At 65.2% G+C, this 18,114-nt stretch carries 17 protein-coding genes and 1 pseudogene; 10 read left to right on the forward strand and 8 right to left on the reverse strand.

What is annotated here, in order from left to right; all coding sequences use genetic code 11:
• Positions 1-126: 126 nt before the first annotated feature.
• The 5 genes and pseudogenes from CAG31_RS05590 to CAG31_RS05610 form a co-directional block, all read right to left on the reverse strand.
• A pseudogene (locus tag CAG31_RS05590) lies at positions 127-384 on the reverse strand (YebG family protein); the annotation flags it as partial.
• A 175-nt stretch (positions 385-559) separates the two neighbouring features.
• Positions 560-1,330, reverse strand: a complete 771-nt coding sequence (locus CAG31_RS05595) for an SDR family NAD(P)-dependent oxidoreductase (RefSeq protein ID WP_085578706.1) — start codon at positions 1,328-1,330, stop codon at positions 560-562.
• A gap of 10 nt (positions 1,331-1,340) precedes the next feature.
• Positions 1,341-2,489, reverse strand: coding sequence for an NADH:flavin oxidoreductase (locus tag CAG31_RS05600; RefSeq protein ID WP_085578708.1), 1,149 nt, complete (start codon positions 2,487-2,489; stop codon positions 1,341-1,343).
• On the reverse strand, positions 2,486-3,724 hold the full coding sequence (locus CAG31_RS05605; protein WP_085578896.1) for an AfsA-related hotdog domain-containing protein: 1,239 nt from the start codon (positions 3,722-3,724) through the stop codon (positions 2,486-2,488). The genes CAG31_RS05600 and CAG31_RS05605 overlap by 4 nt, the downstream gene beginning before the upstream one ends.
• A gap of 126 nt (positions 3,725-3,850) precedes the next feature.
• Positions 3,851-4,405 carry an acyl-homoserine-lactone synthase gene (locus CAG31_RS05610; RefSeq protein WP_085578710.1) on the reverse strand — a complete coding sequence of 185 codons (555 nt, stop codon included), beginning with the start codon at positions 4,403-4,405 and terminating at the stop codon, positions 3,851-3,853.
• 190 nt (positions 4,406-4,595) lie between these two features.
• Here CAG31_RS05610 and CAG31_RS05615 point away from each other — a divergent pair, with 190 nt between their 5' ends.
• A complete protein-coding gene (locus CAG31_RS05615; protein WP_256575505.1) occupies positions 4,596-5,279 on the forward strand; it encodes an autoinducer binding domain-containing protein in 684 nt (227 codons plus the stop codon).
• Between the two features lie 485 nt (positions 5,280-5,764).
• Positions 5,765-6,265 (forward strand): phosphate-starvation-inducible protein PsiE, encoded by a 501-nt coding sequence (locus tag CAG31_RS05620; protein ID WP_085578714.1) that lies wholly within the window; start codon positions 5,765-5,767, stop codon positions 6,263-6,265.
• Here the strand turns inward: CAG31_RS05620 and CAG31_RS05625 are convergent.
• The 3 genes from CAG31_RS05625 to CAG31_RS05635 all read right to left on the reverse strand — a co-directional run bounded on the left by CAG31_RS05625 (position 6,262) and on the right by CAG31_RS05635 (position 9,560).
• Positions 6,262-6,579, reverse strand: a complete 318-nt coding sequence (locus tag CAG31_RS05625) for a DUF3509 domain-containing protein (protein WP_085578717.1) — start codon at positions 6,577-6,579, stop codon at positions 6,262-6,264. The genes CAG31_RS05620 and CAG31_RS05625 overlap by 4 nt on opposite strands.
• A gap of 216 nt (positions 6,580-6,795) precedes the next feature.
• The gene (locus CAG31_RS05630) at positions 6,796-8,097 is read right to left on the reverse strand and encodes a serine/threonine transporter (protein WP_085578719.1); all 1,302 of its coding nucleotides are present in this window, start codon (positions 8,095-8,097) and stop codon (positions 6,796-6,798) included.
• 86 nt (positions 8,098-8,183) lie between these two features.
• Positions 8,184-9,560 carry an L-serine ammonia-lyase gene (locus CAG31_RS05635; RefSeq protein ID WP_085578721.1) on the reverse strand — a complete coding sequence of 459 codons (1,377 nt, stop codon included), beginning with the start codon at positions 9,558-9,560 and terminating at the stop codon, positions 8,184-8,186.
• Between the two features lie 135 nt (positions 9,561-9,695).
• On the opposite strand from CAG31_RS05635, the gene CAG31_RS05640 reads away from it, so the two are divergent.
• The 8 genes from CAG31_RS05640 to CAG31_RS05675 all read left to right on the forward strand — a co-directional run bounded on the left by CAG31_RS05640 (position 9,696) and on the right by CAG31_RS05675 (position 18,109).
• Complete coding sequence (locus CAG31_RS05640; protein WP_085578723.1) at positions 9,696-10,643, forward strand: LysR substrate-binding domain-containing protein; 948 nt, start codon at positions 9,696-9,698, stop codon at positions 10,641-10,643.
• Between the two features lie 201 nt (positions 10,644-10,844).
• Positions 10,845-11,252, forward strand: a complete 408-nt coding sequence (locus CAG31_RS05645; RefSeq protein ID WP_085578725.1) for an HPF/RaiA family ribosome-associated protein — start codon at positions 10,845-10,847, stop codon at positions 11,250-11,252.
• 291 nt (positions 11,253-11,543) lie between these two features.
• The gene (locus CAG31_RS05650; RefSeq protein WP_085578727.1) at positions 11,544-11,849 is read left to right on the forward strand and encodes a DUF3649 domain-containing protein; all 306 of its coding nucleotides are present in this window, start codon (positions 11,544-11,546) and stop codon (positions 11,847-11,849) included.
• Positions 11,846-13,435 carry a PepSY domain-containing protein gene (locus CAG31_RS05655; protein ID WP_085578729.1) on the forward strand — a complete coding sequence of 530 codons (1,590 nt, stop codon included), beginning with the start codon at positions 11,846-11,848 and terminating at the stop codon, positions 13,433-13,435. The genes CAG31_RS05650 and CAG31_RS05655 overlap by 4 nt, the downstream gene beginning before the upstream one ends.
• Positions 13,436-13,762, forward strand: coding sequence for a DUF3325 domain-containing protein (locus CAG31_RS05660; RefSeq protein WP_085578731.1), 327 nt, complete (start codon positions 13,436-13,438; stop codon positions 13,760-13,762).
• Between the two features lies 1 nt (position 13,763).
• Positions 13,764-14,324 (forward strand): RNA polymerase sigma factor, encoded by a 561-nt coding sequence (locus tag CAG31_RS05665; protein ID WP_085578733.1) that lies wholly within the window; start codon positions 13,764-13,766, stop codon positions 14,322-14,324.
• Positions 14,321-15,310: a FecR family protein gene (locus CAG31_RS05670; protein WP_085578735.1), complete on the forward strand. Its 990-nt coding sequence runs from the start codon at positions 14,321-14,323 to the stop codon at positions 15,308-15,310. The genes CAG31_RS05665 and CAG31_RS05670 overlap by 4 nt, the downstream gene beginning before the upstream one ends.
• Before the next feature lie 369 nt (positions 15,311-15,679).
• Positions 15,680-18,109 carry a TonB-dependent receptor gene (locus CAG31_RS05675; RefSeq protein ID WP_085578737.1) on the forward strand — a complete coding sequence of 810 codons (2,430 nt, stop codon included), beginning with the start codon at positions 15,680-15,682 and terminating at the stop codon, positions 18,107-18,109.
• Positions 18,110-18,114 lie beyond the last annotated feature (5 nt).

Here is an 18,114-nt window from a genome sequence, read left to right on the forward strand (position 1 = left end):
TCCGGGGGCCTTGTTCAATTCGGGCTGCGGTTACTTGGCGGCCTTCGCTGCCTTGACCGGCTTGGCCGGCGTCTCCACCGGTTCGGCCGCTTCGCTCGGTTCGGCCTCCGGGGCTTTCCCGGCGGGCGCCGCCGGCGCGTTGATCAGTTCCGACAGCGCATCGGGCTGGCTCTTGAACGCCTTGGCGAACACGTCGCGGTTCTTCGCCATGTAGATCCCGACTTCTTCCACTTGCTGCTCGTTCAACGACGGAACGGCCTTCTGCAACACTTCGGACAGCAGTTCCGCCAGTTCGAGCATCTTGTCATGACGGTCAGCTTCGGCTTTATCCATGAACAAGCGCTCCAGGTCTCGGCTGCTGCGGTATACCACTTCGACGGCCATTCACCACCTCACATGCCTTCACGTTGGTTGTACTGTATCTATATACAGCGAAAAGGATAGGCGAATCCCTTCGCTTTGGGTAGTGGCTTTTCAATGTAGACCGGATCCGGTGATTTTCCCGGGCGCAAACGCAACGACCCGCCGTGGGCGGGTCGTCGGGCAGGAAGGGGCCGGGTCAGAACTTGCCGCTGGCGTACCCTCCGTCGATGGGCATGATCACGCCGGTGACGTAGGACGACTGGTCGCTGAGCAGCCAGAGCACCGCGTTCGCCACTTCGTCGGCGGTGCCGAAGCGCTTCATGGAGGTGACGTTGATCTTGCGCTGGGTGTTCTCCGGCGCGGCCTGCAGGCGGGCCTCGCTGTTCATGCCGCCGAGGATCGGGCCGGGGGCCACCGCGTTGACGCGGATGCACCCGCCGTCCGCCAGCCGGGCGTTTTCGATGGACGCCACCTGCGTCATGCCGTTGATCGCCTGCTTGCTGGCGACATAGGCCACCTGGCCGCCGATCGGCACCACGCCGGCGCAGGACGACGTATTGACGATGGAGCCCCGGCCCTGGTCGAGCATCAGCCGCAGTTCATGGCGCAGGCTGTGGTAGGTGCCGTTGACGTTGATGCTCATCACTTTCGCCCAGTCGTCCGGGCACGACTCCGCCACGGCGCCGTAGCGGGCCGTCACGCCGGCGTTGTTGAAGGCGCAGTCGAGCCGGCCGTAGAGGGTGCGGATGCGCCCGAAGGCCTGTTCGACCTGCGCCGGGTCGGCGACGTCGCACGGGATGAAGCGGCAACGCTCGCCCAGCCGGTCCGCCACCTGCGCCCCCTTTTCCTCGTCCCGGCCGAACACGATCACTTCGGCGCCGGCCTTGATCAGGCGTTCGCTGACGGCTTCGCCGATCCCGCTGGTCCCGCCTGTCACCAGGCACACTTTTGCTGTGAAGTCGTACATGGTCACGTCCTTATGCCAACGAAGGCCTCAAGTATTTGGGGTTCACGCAGCAATACACCCGGTCCAGGCGCGGATTGCTCTTGTCGCTGAAGCACTGGCTGTCCCAGCGGCATCTGTGGATCTCGGCCGAACGGCCCTGCAGGGTCTTGTTGATCAGGTCGTTGTCGGCGAACAGCGCGCGGGACATCCCCACCCAGTCGCACACGCCTTCGCCCAGCAGGCGTTCGGCCTTGTCCAGGCCGTCGGTGAACCCGGCGTAGCCCACCGGCACCGTCGACACGGCCCTGATCGCCTTGACCCCGGCCTGCAGGTAGTCGTCCATGGCCGAGGAGTGATGGATCAACTGGCCGAAGGTCGCGCCGATGCACATCGAGCATTCCAGCGCCGCCACGCCGGCCTGGCAGAGGGCCTGGACGGTTTCCTTGATGTCCGGGTATTGCAGGCCCTCGTCACCCAACTGGTCGTCGATGCCCAGCCGGATGGTGACGATCAGCTTGCCCTGGGTGCGCTCGCGGATGGCGCGGACCACGTCGAGCAGCAGGCGCGCGCGGTTTTCCTGGTTGCCGCCGTAGCGGTCCGTGCGCTTGTTGGTGTGGGGCGACAGGAAGCTGCTCAGCAGGTAGCCGTTGGACGCCTGCAACTGCACCAATTGCGCACCGTTGATCCAGGCCAGCCAGGCCGAGTGGGCGAACTGCTCGATCACCTGGGCGATGTCCGCTTCGTCCATGACCCGCACCCGGTAATCCGGATCGAGCTTGGACACCCGCGGACAAGGCACGCCGCTGGGCGTCAGCACGGGCACCCCGGTGTTGGTCGTGGTGCCCTGGCCGCCGTAGTGCTGGAGCTGGACACCCACCGGAGTGCCGACGCGTTCGGCCATCTCGAACATGGCCTTGAGCGATTCGCCCTGGTGCGGCTCGAACAGGGCCAGGCCGGTGCTTTGCAGGCGCGACTGGGGCGACACCGTGGCGTTGCACAGGAACGCCATCGAGCAGCCGCCCTCCATGATGCCCTGGTAGAACTCGACCATGGCGGGCGTCACGCAGCCGCTGCGGTCGGCCAGGTCCACGCCCATCGAGGCGAAGAACAGCCGGTTGCGCAGCGTCAGCCCGCCCTTCAGGTGCAGCGGTTCTAGCACGTTGGGGTAGTGGACGGTCATGGCTCTGTCCTCTGCTCGGGCATCGCCGACGTCGGGTTCAGGTTCATCCACAGCGGTTGCCCGAACTCGGCGGGCGCCACGGTTTCCTCATGGGAGAAGTAGGTGAACTGCTTGAGCACCTCCCGCCACTTGAACCGCAGCTGGGAATCCAGCTCCGCCAGCTGCAGCCGCAGCAGTCCGTCCGTCGAGGCCGCGTGGGCCCTGACGGTCTGCACCGGCAGGCAGACCATGCCTTCGTTTTCCAGGTACAGGTACGCGTGGCCCTGTGCGGGAGCGTCGATCGGGCTGTCGCTGCGCACTTGCAGGCCGCCCATCGACAGCAGCTCCAGGCGTCCGGTCAGGTGGCGGCCGGACTCCAGGCGCACCAGCACTTCCTGGCGGATGCCCTTGAGCGGCCGGAACCACAGGGACGGGTCGATTTGGATGTTCCGCATGCGTTTGAACACGGGCATCTTGATGACTTCGCCGTGGAGCCGGATGTCGGCCACCAGTTCGCCGCGCTGGTAGAACCGCGCGCGCTTGTCGACCTTGCGCGCCCGGGCCGGCGCGAGCCCGTCGTAGTCGCCCACCAGCACGTCGACCTGGAAGGACGACTCGGTGTAGCGGGGGAAGCTGGATATCAGGTCGACGATGGAGATCGACACCTCGCCCCGGGCATAGCCGCTGTGCTCGTAGAAGTGCGCGTACATGGCCTGCCGGGCGACTTCGATCAGCATCAGGCCGGGCACGTGCTCGTGGTGCTTGCGGTAGAAGAAGTAGTTGGCGGTGTCGTTGAACAGGGTGAAGCACTGCAAGCCTTGCTGCGGACAGCCGTCCAGCTGCTTGAGCACGTCATGCACCCGCCGCTTCTGGCCGACGTCCAGCGGCGCCTCGCAGCCCGGCAACTGCGCCAGTTTGGCTTCGGTGCTTTCCGGTATCCAGACGCCCGTCAGGATCAGGTGGTCGGTGGCCTTCTCGTAATGGAGCAGCAGCTCCGGGAGTTCCGCCGACAGGCCGGCCTGCTCCAGCTCGTCCAGGCCGACCACCGTCGGCAGCGAGCGCAGCACCAGCCGGTCGCTGTCGGCGCGGTACGCCAGGTCCACGGCCTCGCTCTGCGCCGGCCCCAGGTTCGCCCGTGCGACGATCCCGGCATCCAGCCAGGCCGGCAGCAGGTGGCGGGCGTCGTATATCAGCACGTCGTCATCGTGGCCCTTGTGCACGATGTCCTTTGCGACTTTCCTTTCCATGTCGATCATGATCATCCCTCAGTGTTGAACGTAGGTTTTCGGCAGTTGCTATCCATGTCGCAAGTTCGATCCACACCGACAGGAACCGTTGGGCTCGTTACAGCGGCTTGCTGGGTTTCTTGTTGACTCGGGGCCTCACTGCACCGTGATGCAGCAGGCGCCCAGGATCCGGTTGTCGACCGCCCGGGGCGGCGCCAGCCATTTGAAGTCGATGCCGCCGCGCCGCAGCAGGCGCCCGACGGCAAGCGGGGACACCGACACCAATTGGGAAACGCCGCAGGTGCGGGCGTAGTCCAAGGTGGCCATGAACAGGCCCACGGTGTTCTCGTCGGACATCATCTGTTCGTCCCGGCCGGTCTGGGTGTCCAGGTCCAGGGAGGTGAAGCGCGACAGCTCCCAGATGTCGTCCCGGCTCGGTGCGGGCACATCGTCCAGCAACGAGGTGAACACCTCGCTCAGCAGGTACGGCTGGGTGGTGGGCAACAGGCGGGCACAGCCCTTGATGTTGCCGTCCTCCTCTTCGGCGACGATGTAGTGGGTGCCGCTGTGGTCGAACTGGTCGAACTCGAAGTCGGCGGGCGTCGACAAGTCCCAGCCGAGCCGTTCCACAAACACCTGATACCGATAGTGCGCCAGGCGCTGACGCCCGGCGGGCGTCAATTGGTCGTAACGTCCGGACAAGTAATCCATCACAGTTTCCTTTTAGTGATTGGGCTGGAGTTAATTAGAAGGCACAGCGAGTTCACGAACTACCTGTCACCCTTGACAGCTATCGCAATATTTTGAAATATGTTATGGGCGCCGGCACGAAGCCGCTTGCAATAAGTATGAGAAAGGAATCTCTATGTCGCACTGGCAGGCTGAACTGTTGGAAAAGGCTATGTCCGCCACGGATGTCGAAGTATTGTTCGACAATCTAACCAGCGTGGCCCGACAGTTGGAATTCGATTATCTGGCGTATGGTTCCAGAAGACTTTTCCCGATCACCAAACCCCGTCTTTTTCTCGTCAACAACTATTCGCCCGCCTGGCAGGCTGCCTATTCGGACAATCGTTACCTGGAGATCGACCCGTACGTCATCCGCGCGCTCAGAAGCGTGAAGCCGGTGCTGTGGGACGCCGAACTCAAGGCCCGGGCGCCGGATTTCTGGCAGGAGGCGCACAGCCACGGGCTCTCGGAAGGGTGGGGGCAAACGCTGCTCAACAGCGAGGCCCAGGGGCTGGTGACATTCGCCCGGGGCAGCCAGCCGATCAGCGCGCTAGAGCTTCAGACCAAGCAGGCCGAGCTGTCCTGGCTGGCGCAGATCACCCACCTGGGCCTCACCCGGCTGCAGCTTTTGGGCGCCGAATCGGTGCAGCCGGTGCCCATCGAACTGTCGCAGCGGGAGAAGGAAATCCTGCAGTGGACCGCCGACGGCAAGTCGTCGGACGACGTGTCCATCATCCTCGGCATCTCCAAGCGAACGGTCAATTTCCACATCAACCACTGCCTCAAGAAGCTGGGTTGCCAGAACAAGATCGCGGCGGCGGTCAAGGCCTCGCTCATGGGATTGTTATGGAACTAATGTTAAGTGCCGCACAGTTTTATGGCAGCGCCGATAGTGTGATCTTCCCTCTGCGTCATATCGGTGCATGGCGAAACTAAGTATTGGACGCTTGATCAGTTTTTTATTGAATAAACTTATGCCGTAATCGTATTGGCTGTCGGATGTCATGTAACCGTAAGCCGGATGAAGTTACAGCTTCACAATTAATCAGGCCCGTTTCTCTGTAAATATTTGTAATGGGAACCGGTGTTGCGCCGAACGCCGGTTCAAGTTCGCTGCACATGTTTGCCGTGCGCGGCGCAATGTTCGGCCCTCCCCATTTTCCTCTTCCCGCCACGCCTTTCGCCTCGGCCAGGCCCGGTGCGACCAAACGCCACGGCGCGGGTTTGCCCGCCGCTCGCCATGATGCGTGGCCCTGTTTCTGCATGGCTGGGGCCGCGTGCAGAAAAACCGTCATGTCGACCCCGCATCATCCGCTCGTACCGGGCTAAGGAACCTTCACCGTGAAAATCAACTGGGCCGAAAAACTGCGGCAGAACGTGCATCAACTGGCCGAGTCCCTGGGCAACCTGTTCGTCGAGACGTTCCACTACCTGGCGCTGTTCGCCATCGGCGCGGTAACCGCCTGGGCGGCGGTGATGGAGTTTCTGACGATGGTCGAAGAGGGGCACATCAAGATCGACGACATCCTGCTGCTGTTCATCTACCTGGAACTGGGGGCGATGGTCGGGATTTACTTCAAGACCAACCACATGCCGGTGCGTTTCCTGATCTACGTGGCGATCACCGCGCTGACCCGGTTGCTGATCTCCAACGTCTCGCACCACAACCCGCCGGACATGGGCATCATCTACCTGTGCGGCGGGATCCTGCTGCTGGCGTTCTCGATCCTGGTGGTGCGCTACGCCTCTTCGCAGTTCCCGTCGGTGAAGATCGAGCACCCGCACCGCAAGACCGGCGCGGGTTCCGGCGAACATCCGGAAGTCGAGAAGGGCGAGCTCTAAAGCCGGCTCGCCGGCCGCGCCGGGCCATTGCTGCGGGGCGGCGGCGCAGGCAGGGCGTCGCCGTGGGTCATCGCTTCGAGGATGGCCAGGGCGCTGTGGCCCTGCTCGATGGCGATGCCGAACTGAATGCTCTGCACCAGACGCGCGAGGCGTTTGGGGTCGTTGCGCTGCTCGGCGCTGATCATGCGCTTGGCCGCGACCCGGCCGTTTTTGGAGAGGGTCAGCATGATGCTGCCGTCCAGGCCCTGAATGCTCAGGTTGATCTGATAGTCCGGCGCGAAGGCATCGGTAATGATCTGAAAAGGATTGTCCATGATGCGTCACCGCCTGATTGAACGTGCAGTTGTTGACCGGCCGGGGTCGGGTTGGTTCGCCCGGCCAGACCGTCGGCCTGTCGCTCGCTTGCGTTTGCAAAGTCCGTTTGCAGCGCAAGGGCGGTAGCAAGGGACATGCCGGAACGCGTGCCGAACGCGGTTTGCGGGCAAAAAGAAGGCGAGCCCGGGGCTCGCCTTCTTTTTGGGTGGCCCGTTTCAGGTCAGGAACGAAAAGATGATCGCCGACAGTGCAATCAGGCCGACCAGCACCACGAACACGTTCGAGGCCTGGCCCGAGTACGGGCGCAAGGCCGGCACGCGGCGGATGGCGTACATCGGCATCAGGAACAGCAGGCAGGCGATCACCGGCCCCCCGAGGGTTTCGATCATTCCCAGGATGCTCGGGTTGAACGTCGCCACGGCCCAGCAGCTGAGGATCATGAACAGTGCGGTCGCGCGGTTCAGCCAACCGGCCGACACCGCCCGGCCGCGTCCGCGCAGGCTCTTGACGATCATGCCCTGGAAGCCTTCGCTGGCGCCGATGTAGTGGCCGAGGAAGGACTTGGTGATCGCCACCAGCGCAATCAGCGGCGCGGCGTAAGCGATGACCGGGGTCTGGAAGTGGTTGGCCAGGTACGACAGGATCGAGATGTTCTGCGCCTTGGCCGCCGCCAGGTCCGCCGGCGACAGCGCCAGCACGCAGCTGAAGCAGAAGAACATCACCGTCACCACCATCATGCCGTGGGCCATGGCCAGGATGCCGCTGCTCTTGCGTTCGGCCTGGGCGCCGTAGCGCTGCTTCTGGTCGAGGGCGAAGGCGGAAATGATCGGCGAGTGGTTGAACGAGAACACCATCACCGGGATCGCCAGCCACAGGGTCTTGAGGAACACCGACATCGGCATGGCGTCCTGGGCGCTGGCGAAGAACGCGCCGTTCCAGTTCGGGATCAGGCTCAGGCCCAGCAGCAGCAACGCGGCGACGAACGGATAGACCAGCACGCTCATGGCCTTGACGATCACGCCCTGGCCGCAGCGCACGATGGCCATCAGGCCCAGGATCAACGCCAGCGACAGCACCGCGCGCGGTGGCGGGGCGATGTGCAGCTGGTGTTCGAGGAAGCTGCTCAGGGTGTTGGTCAGCGCCACGCTGTACACCAGCAGGATCGGGAAGATCGCGAAGAAGTACAGAAGGGTGATCAGTTTGCCGGCCCCGGTGCCGAAGTGTTCTTCCACCACTTCGGTGATGTCGCCGGAGCGTCCCGACAGCACGAAGCGGGTCAGGCCGCGGTGGGCGAAGAACGTCATCGGGAAGGCCAGCAACGCCAGGATCAGCATCGGCCAGAAACCGCCGACGCCGGCGTTGATCGGCAGGAACAGCGTGCCGGCGCCGATCGCCGTGCCGTACAGGCCCAGCATCCAGGTGGTGTCGGCCTTGCTCCAGCCCTGGCGGGTGGCGTCGTTGACGCGGGTAAGGTCTGCGGAGGGGTTTTCGGCAGCGGGTGTACGTACATCGGTCATCGTTTTTGCCTCGTTATTATTCTTGCTCGGGCTCACGGTTGGCCGGCCGCGCGAGGCGGCCGGCCGGGGCGGTCAGGAAAGGCGCGTCAGCACTCCACCCAGCTCACGGCCAGGCCGCCCCGTGAAGTCTCTTTGTATTTGTCATGCATGTCGGCGCCGGTGTCGCGCATGGTGCGGATCACCCGGTCGAGGGAAATGAAGTGTTTGCCGTCGCCGCGCAGGGCCATCTGCGTGGCGTTGATCGCCTTCACGGCGGCGATGGCGTTGCGCTCGATGCACGGCACCTGCACCAGGCCGCCGACCGGGTCGCAGGTCAGGCCGAGGTTGTGCTCCAGGCCGATTTCGGCGGCGTTCTCCAGTTGCTCCGGGGTGGCGCCGAGCACTTCGGCCAGGCCTGCGGCGGCCATGGCGCAGGCCGAGCCCACTTCGCCCTGGCAGCCGACTTCGGCGCCGGAGATCGAAGCGTTTTTCTTGCACAGGATGCCGACGGCGGCGGCCCCCAGGAAGAACGCGACCACGTCGTCGTCCGACGCCTGCGGATTGAATTTCATGAAATAGTGCAGGACCGCGGGAATGATCCCCGCCGCGCCGTTGGTGGGCGCGGTGACCATGCGCCCGCCGGCGGCGTTCTCTTCGTTGACGGCGAGGGCGAACAGGTTGACCCATTCCATCGCCGACAGCGTCGAGCTGATCACGTTGGGCTTGCCGATCTCCAGCAGGCTGCGGTGCAGTTTCGCCGCGCGGCGGGGCACGTTCAGGCCGCCGGGCAGCACGCCTTCGTGGCTCAGCCCTTGCTCGACGCATTCGCGCATCACCGACCAGATGTGCAGCAGGCCCTGGCGGATCTCGGCGTCGCTGCGCCAGGCCCGTTCGTTGGCCATCATCAGCTCGGACACCCGCAGGTTGTGCTGCTTGCACAGGGCCAGCAGTTCGACGGCGCTGGAAAAGTCGTAGGGCAGGGTCACCTCGCCGGCCGCCGCCGCGCCGGACTCGACTTCGGCTGCTTCGACGATGAAACCGCCGCCCACCGAATAGTACGTTTGGCTGAACAGCTCGCCCGTCGCGGCAAAGGCTGTCAGCGACATGGCGTTGGGGTGGTAGGGCAGGCTCTCGTCCAGCAGCAGGAGATCGTGTTGCCAGTTGAAGGCGATCGACCGTTGGCCGGCGAGGGGCAGTTGGCCGGTCTCGCGCAGCCGCTGGATGCGCGGTTCGATGGTGGTCGGGTCGATGCTGTCCGGCCATTCGCCCATCAGGCCCATGACGCTGGCGCGGTCGGTGGCGTGGCCGACGCCGGTGGCGGACAGCGAGCCGTAGAGGCGCACTTCCACACGCTCGACATCGTTGAGCAGACGGCGGTCGGTCAGGGCCTGGACGAAGGTCGCGGCGGCGCGCATCGGGCCGACGGTATGGGAACTGGACGGACCGATGCCGACTTTGAACAGATCGAAAACACTGATAGCCATGCTAAACCCTTACAAGCAATGGAGTAGGAATCGCTGCCATTTTTTGTAGGACAAGCGCAATGTCGGCGATACTGCCTACCTAGGTTCAACGTGACCAACGAAACTTCCTAAGAAAGCCTTTAGCAGGACTAAACCATGAGTCGTCAATTGCATGCCCAGACTTACGTCTGGCTGCAGGTGTTTTCCTGTGCCGCCCGGCACCTGTCGTTCACCCGTTGCGCCGAGGAACTGCACATCACCCCGGGGGCGGTGAGCCAGCAGATCCGCCAACTGGAGGAACGCCTGGGACTGCGCCTGTTCCATCGCCGGGCCCGGGGCGTGGAGCTCAGCGCCGAGGGCCAGCGGCTGGCGATGACGGTCAACGAGGCCTACGGCAGCATCGACGCGGAGTTGCGGCGGCTCGATGCGGGCATGATCAGCGGGATCCTGCGGGTGCGCTCGATTCCTTCGTTCCTCAGCAAATGGCTGACGCCGCGCCTGCCGCGCCTGCAGCAGCGCTACCCGGACATCCAGCTGCGGCTGGTGGCGGAGGACAGCAGCGTGCCGCTGCACGAGGGGGATTTCGACCTGGCCATCGACCTGAACGACGGCAGCTATCCGGGGCTGTTGTCCACAGCCCTGCTCGACGAGCAGATCTTTCCGGTGTGCGCGCCGGGCCTGCTGCGCGGGCGGCCGCCGCTGCACGGTCCGGCGGACCTGGTGCATTTTCCGCTGCTGCACGACATCACCGCCTGGCGCGGCAGCTACGAATACGCGGAATGGGAGTTCTACCTCGACGCGATCGGCTTCGAGGGCGCCGATGTGAGGCGGGGGCATACGTTCAACCGCAACCACCTGACCATCGAGGCGGCCATCGCCGGTATGGGGGTGGCCATCGCCCGGCGCACCTTGCTCAACGACGAGCTGGAGCGGGGCACGCTGATCGTGCCGTTCGGCCAGTCGGTGCCCAACCACAAACGTTATGTGCTGCTCTACGCGCCGGGGGCGCTGAGCCATCCGGGCGTGCGTGCGGTGCATGACTGGCTGGTGGAGGAGGCGGGCATTTTCCGGGGCCTGCACCCGTTGAGCGACGGGAGTTTGTGACCGGATTTTTCAGCAAGGCGGGTCGAGGCAATTCCCGACCATACCAGTGCTTTTGCCCGTTGTCCGGCTTTTTTTGCGTACGGATATTTATCTTTTTCAGGGGGTTGAAATGTTCGGCGCACGGGCCGATTGTTGTCATCAAGAGGTCACGGAAATCCTGTTCCGGGCCTCTTGAGAGCAAGCTGAAATAAGGGATGAACTATGCAAATCCAAGTCAACAGCGACAACCATGTTCAAAGCAGCAAGCGACTGGAGGAGTGGGTACGTACAACCATTGAGAGCACGCTCGAACGTTATGAGGAAGACCTGACCCGCGTCGAAGTCCATCTGGGCGACGAGAACGGCGACAAGCCCGGTCCCCATGACATGCGCTGCCAACTGGAAGCGCGGCCAAAAGGCCATCAACCGATTTCCGTGACCCACAAAGCCGATACGCTGGAACAGGCGATCGAAGGGGCCAGCACCAAACTGGAACATGCACTGGAGCACCTGTACGGCAAGCTGCGGGCCAAACGCGCCAATGTGGTGAGGCTCGAACGCGGCACCCATGCCGACCGGCTGCTGGAGGAAGAATTCCTGGAGAACGAACAGGCAGCGATCAACGGCTGATCCGCTGATTCACCTATCCACCCAACGAAAACGGGCCTGCGATTGCAGGCCCGTTTTTTTTGCCCTGTCTGTCAGGGCAAACGGCTGCCTGGCCATGAACCGTGGCGAGGGCGGTTGCTGCGGCTGGGAAGCGCAGCAGCCCCGATCCCGTCCATGTGCAATCACCCTGTCGGACGACTGAAGTCCGCCACACGGAAATCGACCTCCTTTGCACATGAGAATATTTATCATTAATATTGCTCGCCATTGATCCGGCCTTTCGGTCGGACGTTTTCGTTTCAGGGTCGAAACATGAAAGGCAAATTCGCCGCACTTCCCATGTCCTATCGTCTGGCCGTCACCTCCAGGGTGTTGGCGGCGGTGTTGGGCGGCTATCTGGTCGCGGCGCTGGCCAGCGTCACGCTGACGTTGTGGCTGCCGCTGGAGCGCGGCGAAGCCGTGGTGACCGGCATGACCGTCTCGTTCCTCGTCTACCTGGTGGCCGTGCTCTGGTGCTTCGCCTGCCGCACGGCGTGGTCGGCATGGGTCGGGCTGCTGGCGCCGAGCGTGATCCTGGCGACCGTCACCGGCGTGGCCCGGGGCCTGGGCTACGTATGAAGGAAGGTTTCCGGCAGTCGATGGCCTGGCTGCACACTTGGAGCGGCCTGGTGTTCGGCTGGCTGCTGTTCGCGATTTTCCTGACCGGCACCCTGGCCTACTTCAAGGACGAGACCAGCCGCTGGATGCAGCCGGAAATCCCCGTGCGCGCGCTCAACGCCGAGGCGAGCCTGACCCAGGCCCAGCACTACCTGCAACGCCACGCCGCCGACGCCTCGCGCTGGGTGATCGATCTGCCCGACGCCCGGGATCCCGGCCTGACTGTGCGCTGGCAACAGGCGCCGGCGGCTCCCGGCGAGCGCGGCCGTTTCACCCGGGCGACCCTGGACGCGCAGACCGGTGCCGCCGTGCAGCCCCGGGAGAGCGCGGGCGGCGAGTTCTTCTACCGTTTCCACTTTCAGCTGCAGATGCCCTATCCCTGGGGCCGCTGGCTGGCGACCGCCGCAGCCATGGTGATGTTCATCGCCCTGATCACCGGCATCGTCACCCACAAGAAAATCTTCAAGGACTTCTTCACCTTCCGCCCGCGCAAGGGCCAGCGCTCGTGGCTCGACGGCCATAACGCGGTGGGCGTGCTGGTGCTGCCGTTCCATCTGATGATCACCTACAGCAGCCTGGTGATCTTCATGTCGATGGTGATGCCGGCCAGCATCCTGGCCACCTACGGCAAGGACGTCAGCGCGTTTTACCAAGAGGTGTTTCCGCAGGTGCCGCTCCCCGAACACGCCGGCCAGCCGGCCACGCTGCCAGCGCTGGCGCCGCTGCTGGCCCGGGCCGGCGAATATTGGCCGGGCGGGCAGGTGGCGCGGGTGACGGTGGACAACCCCGGCGATGCGAACGCCGCCGTGGTGATGACGCGCTCCAGCCGCGACCGCGTGGTGTATGACTATGGGCGTGAGCTGAGCTTCAACGGCGTCACCGGGCAACTGCTCGGCCAGACGCCGGAGCAGTCGCTGCCGATGGCGGTCGCCGGCGGCTTCTACGGCCTGCACATGGGCCGGTTCGCCGGGGCGCCGCTGCGCTGGCTGTACTTTTTCTGCGGACTGGCGGGCACGGCGATGATCGGCACCGGGCTGATGATCTGGTTCGGCAAGCGCCAACTCCAGCATGCCAAGAAGGGCACCGCGCCGTTCGGGCTGCGGCTGGTGGAGGTGCTGAACATCGCCGGCATGGCCGGTCTGGTGACGGCGGTGGCGGCGTTCTTCTGGGCCAACCGGGCGTTGCCGCTGGATCTGCCCGCCAGGGCCGGCTGGGAAGTGAATGCCTTCTTCATCGTCTGGGGTTTGAGTGTGGCGCATGCGGCGCTGCGTTGCGGGCGCCAGGCCTGGGTCGAGCAATTGAGCGCGGCCGCCGTGCTGTTCGCCGCGCTGCCGCTGCTCGATTGGGGCACCGCCGGCCGTTACCAGATTGCCGCGCTGGAGCAGGGCGACTGGACGCTGGTCGGGTTCGACCTCACCTGCCTGGTCGCCGGCCTGTTCCTGGCCTGGGCCGCCAGGAAAACGCAACGCGTCGGGCTCGCCGCGAAGGCCGGCCGGCCCCGTCGCGAGACGGTGCGCCCGGCCGTCCTCGAACCGGGGGCGCACTGAATGCTGGCGACGTTCCTGCTGTGCTACGGCGGCTTCACGGCCCTGTGCCTGTCGATGGCGCGTCACCATGACGATCTGCTCGGCCGCAAACCGTCCTTGCGCCGCCGCCGGGGCCTGAAGCTCGCCGGCTGGGGGCTGCTGGGCCTGTCGCTCTGGTCGGCGGTGGCCGGCAAGGGCTGGGGCTTCGGCCTGGTGGACTGGTTCGCCGTGCTGATGGCCAGTGGGTTGGCGCTGGTGTTTCTTCTGCCTTATCGCCCGCGTTTGGCGTTGGCGCTGGCCGCCTTCGGCCTGCTCGCCAGCCCGGCCGCCGTCTGGGGTCTGAGCTGAGATGCTGGTCAGCCTGCCGCCGGAGTCCCGCGACGATGAGCCGCGCGGGGCGCGTGCGCATTTTCTTCAGGTGTTCCTGTCCCAGCGTTCGCAGATGGAAGCGCTGGTGAACCGGCGCGTCGGCTGCCGGGCCACGGCGGCAGACCTGGTGCAGGATCTGTTCCTGCGGTTCTGGCGCCGGCCCCTGGTGCAGGTCGAGGAGCTGAGCACCTACCTGCTGCGTTGCGCCGGCAACATCGCCATCGACCATCTGCGCAGCGAGGGCGCGCGGCTGCGGCACAGCGAAGGCTGGCAGCCGGAAGAGGCGACCGGCAGCGAGCCCCAGGCGGCGCTGGAGGCGGGCAACGACCTGCGCCATGTCGAGGCGGCGTTGCGCGCCTTGCCCGAGCGCACCCGGCAGATCTTCTTGCTCAACCGCATCCACGGGCGCAAGTACGCCGAGATCGCCAAAGCCATGGGCCTGTCCCAAAGCGCCGTGGAAAAACATATGATGCGCGCCCTCGAGGCCTGCAAGGCCAGCCTGCGCGAACCCGCGCCACGCACGCCAGGGAATGCACCGTGAACCCCAACGACCGCGTCACGCCGACGCCCGAGCAGGAACAGACGGCCCTTGCCTGGCTGAGCCTGCTGCATGACCGCCCCAGCACCGGCGACCCACTCACGTTCAGCCAGTGGCTGCGCGCCGACCCCGCCCACGCCGAGGCCTATGCCCGGGCGCAGGTGGTCTGGGAAATGAGCGAGGGGCCGGCGCGTACGCTGGCCGATGAGGAGGCGCTGGCGCTGCAGGGCTATCTCGACGCCATGGACCGCCCGCGCCGTGCGCCGCTGCGGCGTTGGGCCCCCGCGCTGGCGCTGGCCGCGTGCCTGGTGCTGATGGTCGGCCTGGGCAGCGGTTGGCAGCCGCAGCGTTGGGTCGATGACCTGGGCGCGGATTATGTCTCGGCCCCCGGTGAGATCCGCACGGTGACGCTGGCCGACCAATCGCAAGTGACCCTGGACGCCGACAGCGCCATCGCCGTGGATTTCAGCCAGGGCGAACGGCATGTGCAGCTGCGCCGGGGCGCCGGGTTCTTCAGCGTGACCCACACCGGCGAGCCGTTCGTGGTCGACGCCGAAAAAGGCCAGGCGCGGGTGCTCGGCACCCAGTTCGAAGTGCGCCTGCAACCCCATGGCGCGCAGGTCACGGTGCTGTCCGGGCGGGTCGGCGTGACGGCAGGCGGGGAGGCGCCGCAGCAGATCCTCACCGCCGGCCAGCAAACGGCCTACGCCAACGGCACCGCCCAGCCCCTGCGGGCGGTGGACAGCGAAGCGCAACTGGCCTGGCGTCAGGGTTGGCTCAACTACTACAAGGCGAGCCTGGCTGACGTGGTGCAGGACCTGCGGCGCTACTACCCCGGGCGGATCCTGTTGCTCAACGACGGGCTGGCGGCGCGCAAGGTCAGCGGCAGCTTTCCCGGCAAGGATCCGCAGGCGGTGCTCGACTCCCTGCAAGGGGTGCTGGGGTTCGAGCAGCACCGGATCTTGGGGCAACTGATCATCCTGCGCTGAAGCCACCGGCCTCATCGCTTGCAGGCAAGCACCTACAGGTTCAGCGGTGTACCTGGATTTTGCGGGCGCCGGGAAAACCTGTGGGAGCTGGCTTGCCAGCGCTGAGGCCGGTAATGCCCGCATCTCTGTTGCCTGATCCACCGCCATCGCTGGCAAGCCAGCTCCCACAAGTATCTCGGGTGTTCACAAGATCTATGCACACCACCAAAAACGGTGGGAGCCAGCCTGCTGGCGATGGCGGCAGCACGGCCAACACCTTCTCAGAAAATATTTTCAAGAAACCGGTGAGGTAATTCCGGGCAGCAACCGTGTAGTGACAGAAACTGCGAGTCATTCGCATCCGTTGCGGTTCTACACAGGTCATGAGCAATGAAGTCCAGGGCAAAGTCGGGTTCGGTCAAACAGTGGTTCAGCGTGTCTGCATTGAGTCTTTCGGCATTGGCCTTGCTGCCTTCGGGTGTGGCGCTGGCCGCCGAGGCCGTCGGCAGCCAAGCGCAGCCGTTGTTCAGTTTCAACCTGGCGGCCAAGCCGCTGCCCCAGGCCTTGAGCGACTTCAGCCGCCTCACCGGGCAGAGCGTGGTCTACACCGATGAGGCGCCCTACGGCCTCACCGCGCCGGCGGTCAACGGCCGGATGAGCGCCGAACAGGCCCTGCAACGCCTGCTCAGCGGCTCCGGCATGACCTTGCGCCGCACCGACAGCCACACCCTGGCGCTGGAGCCTGCGCCCACCGAAGGCGCACTGAACCTCGGCGCCACCACCATCACCTCGGTGGCGGCCCAGCCGATGAGCTACCAGCCGCCGGCCACCAGCTCGGTGATGCGCTCGTCCGCGTCGCTGCAGGAGATTCCCCAGACCGTCAACGTGATCCCGGCCCAGGTCATCCGCGACCAGGCGCCGCGCAACCTCGACGACGCGCTGGCCAACGTCAGCGGCATCACCCAGGGCAATACCCTGGGCAGCACCCAGGATTCGGTGATGACCCGTGGCTTCGGCGACAACCGCAACGGCTCGATCATGCGCGACGGCATGCCGCTGGTGCAGGGGCGCGGCATGAACGCCACGGTGGACCGGGTCGAAGTGCTCAAGGGGCCGGCCTCGCTGCTGTACGGGATTCAGGATCCGGGCGGGGTGGTCAACCTGGTCAGCAAGAAACCGGAGCTGACGCCGTACAACGCCCTGACCCTGCGCGGCTCCACCTACGGCGACGGCAAGAACGGCAGCGGCGGCGGCTTCGACAGCACCGGCGCGCTGGGCGAGTCGGGCCTGGCCTACCGCATGGTGCTGGACCATGAGGACGAAGACTACTGGCGCAACTTCGGCACCCACCGCGAAACCCTCATCGCGCCGTCGCTGGCCTGGTTCGGCGAGCGCACCAAGCTGCTGTTCGCCTACGAGCACCGGGAATTCCTCACCCCGTTCGACCGCGGCACGCTGATCGACCCGCGCACCAACCACCCGCTGGACATCTCGCGCAACGAGCGTCTGGACGAGCCGTTCAACAACATGGAAGGCCGCTCCGATCTCTACCACTTCGAGGCCGACCACGAGCTCAACGACGACTGGAAAGCCCACTTCGGCTACAGCTGGAACCGCGAGACCTACGACGCCAGCCAAGTGCGCGTGACCGCCATCGACACCAGGAAAGGCACGCTGACCCGCAGCATGGACGGCACCCAGAACGCGATCAGCACCGACCGCTTCGCCACCGCCAGCCTCGAAGGCAAGGTCAACGTGCTGGGCCTGCAGCACGACCTGGTGTTCGGCGTCGACGACGAGTACCGCAAGATCTACCGCGAAGACCTGATCCGCCAGAAAAGCCGGAGCACCTTCAGCTACGTCGACCCGGTGTACGGCCGCGAGGTCGCGGGCACCACCGTCAGCCCGGCGGACTCGGCCCAGACCGACCTGCTGCGCAGCGATTCGGCGTTCGTGCAGGACTCGATCCACCTCGACGACCAGTGGATCCTGGTGGCCGGCGGGCGCTTCCAGACCTACGACCAGTACGCCGGCAAAGGCGTGCCGTTCAAGGCCAACACCGACAGCAACGGCCAGAAATGGGTGCCGCGCGCCGGGCTGGTGTACCGCTACACCGACGCGCTGTCGTTCTACGGCAGCTACACCGAATCGTTCAAGCCCAACTCGACCATCGCCCCGCTGAGCGGCAGCAGCACCGTGCTCGACGGCAGCATCGCGCCGGAACAGGCCAAGTCCTGGGAGCTGGGCGCGCGCCTTGACATGCCGGGCCGCATCACCGGCAACGTCGCGCTGTTCGACATCAAGAAGCGCAACGTGCTGGTGGCCAACGCCGAAGGCCCGACCACGATCTACAGCGCCGCCGGCGAAGTGCGCTCACGGGGGCTGGAAGTGGACCTGACCGGTCAGCTGAACGACCGCTGGAGCCTGATCGGCAGCTTTGCCTACACCGACGCCGAGGTCACCAAGGACCCGGACTACCAAGGCAACCGCCTGCAGAATGTGGCGAAGAACACAGGGTCGCTGTCGGCGGTGTACGACTTCGGCAGCGTGATCGGCGGCGACCAGCTGCGGGTCGGCGCCGGGGCGCGGTACGTCGGCGAGCGGGCGGGCAACGCGGTGAACGACTTCGAACTGCCGAGCTACACCGTGGCCGATGCCTTCGCCACCTACGACACGCAACTGGACGGGCAGAAGGTCAAGTTCCAGCTCAACGTGAAGAACCTGTTCGATCGCACCTACTACACCTCGGCGGCGAGCCGGTTCTTTGTGTCGATGGGGGATTCGCGGCAGATCTCGCTGTCGAGCACCCTGGAGTTCTGATCCGC

Source organism: Pseudomonas sp. R25(2017), from assembly GCF_002112565.1.
Lineage (GTDB): Bacteria > Pseudomonadota > Gammaproteobacteria > Pseudomonadales > Pseudomonadaceae > Aquipseudomonas > Aquipseudomonas ekonensis.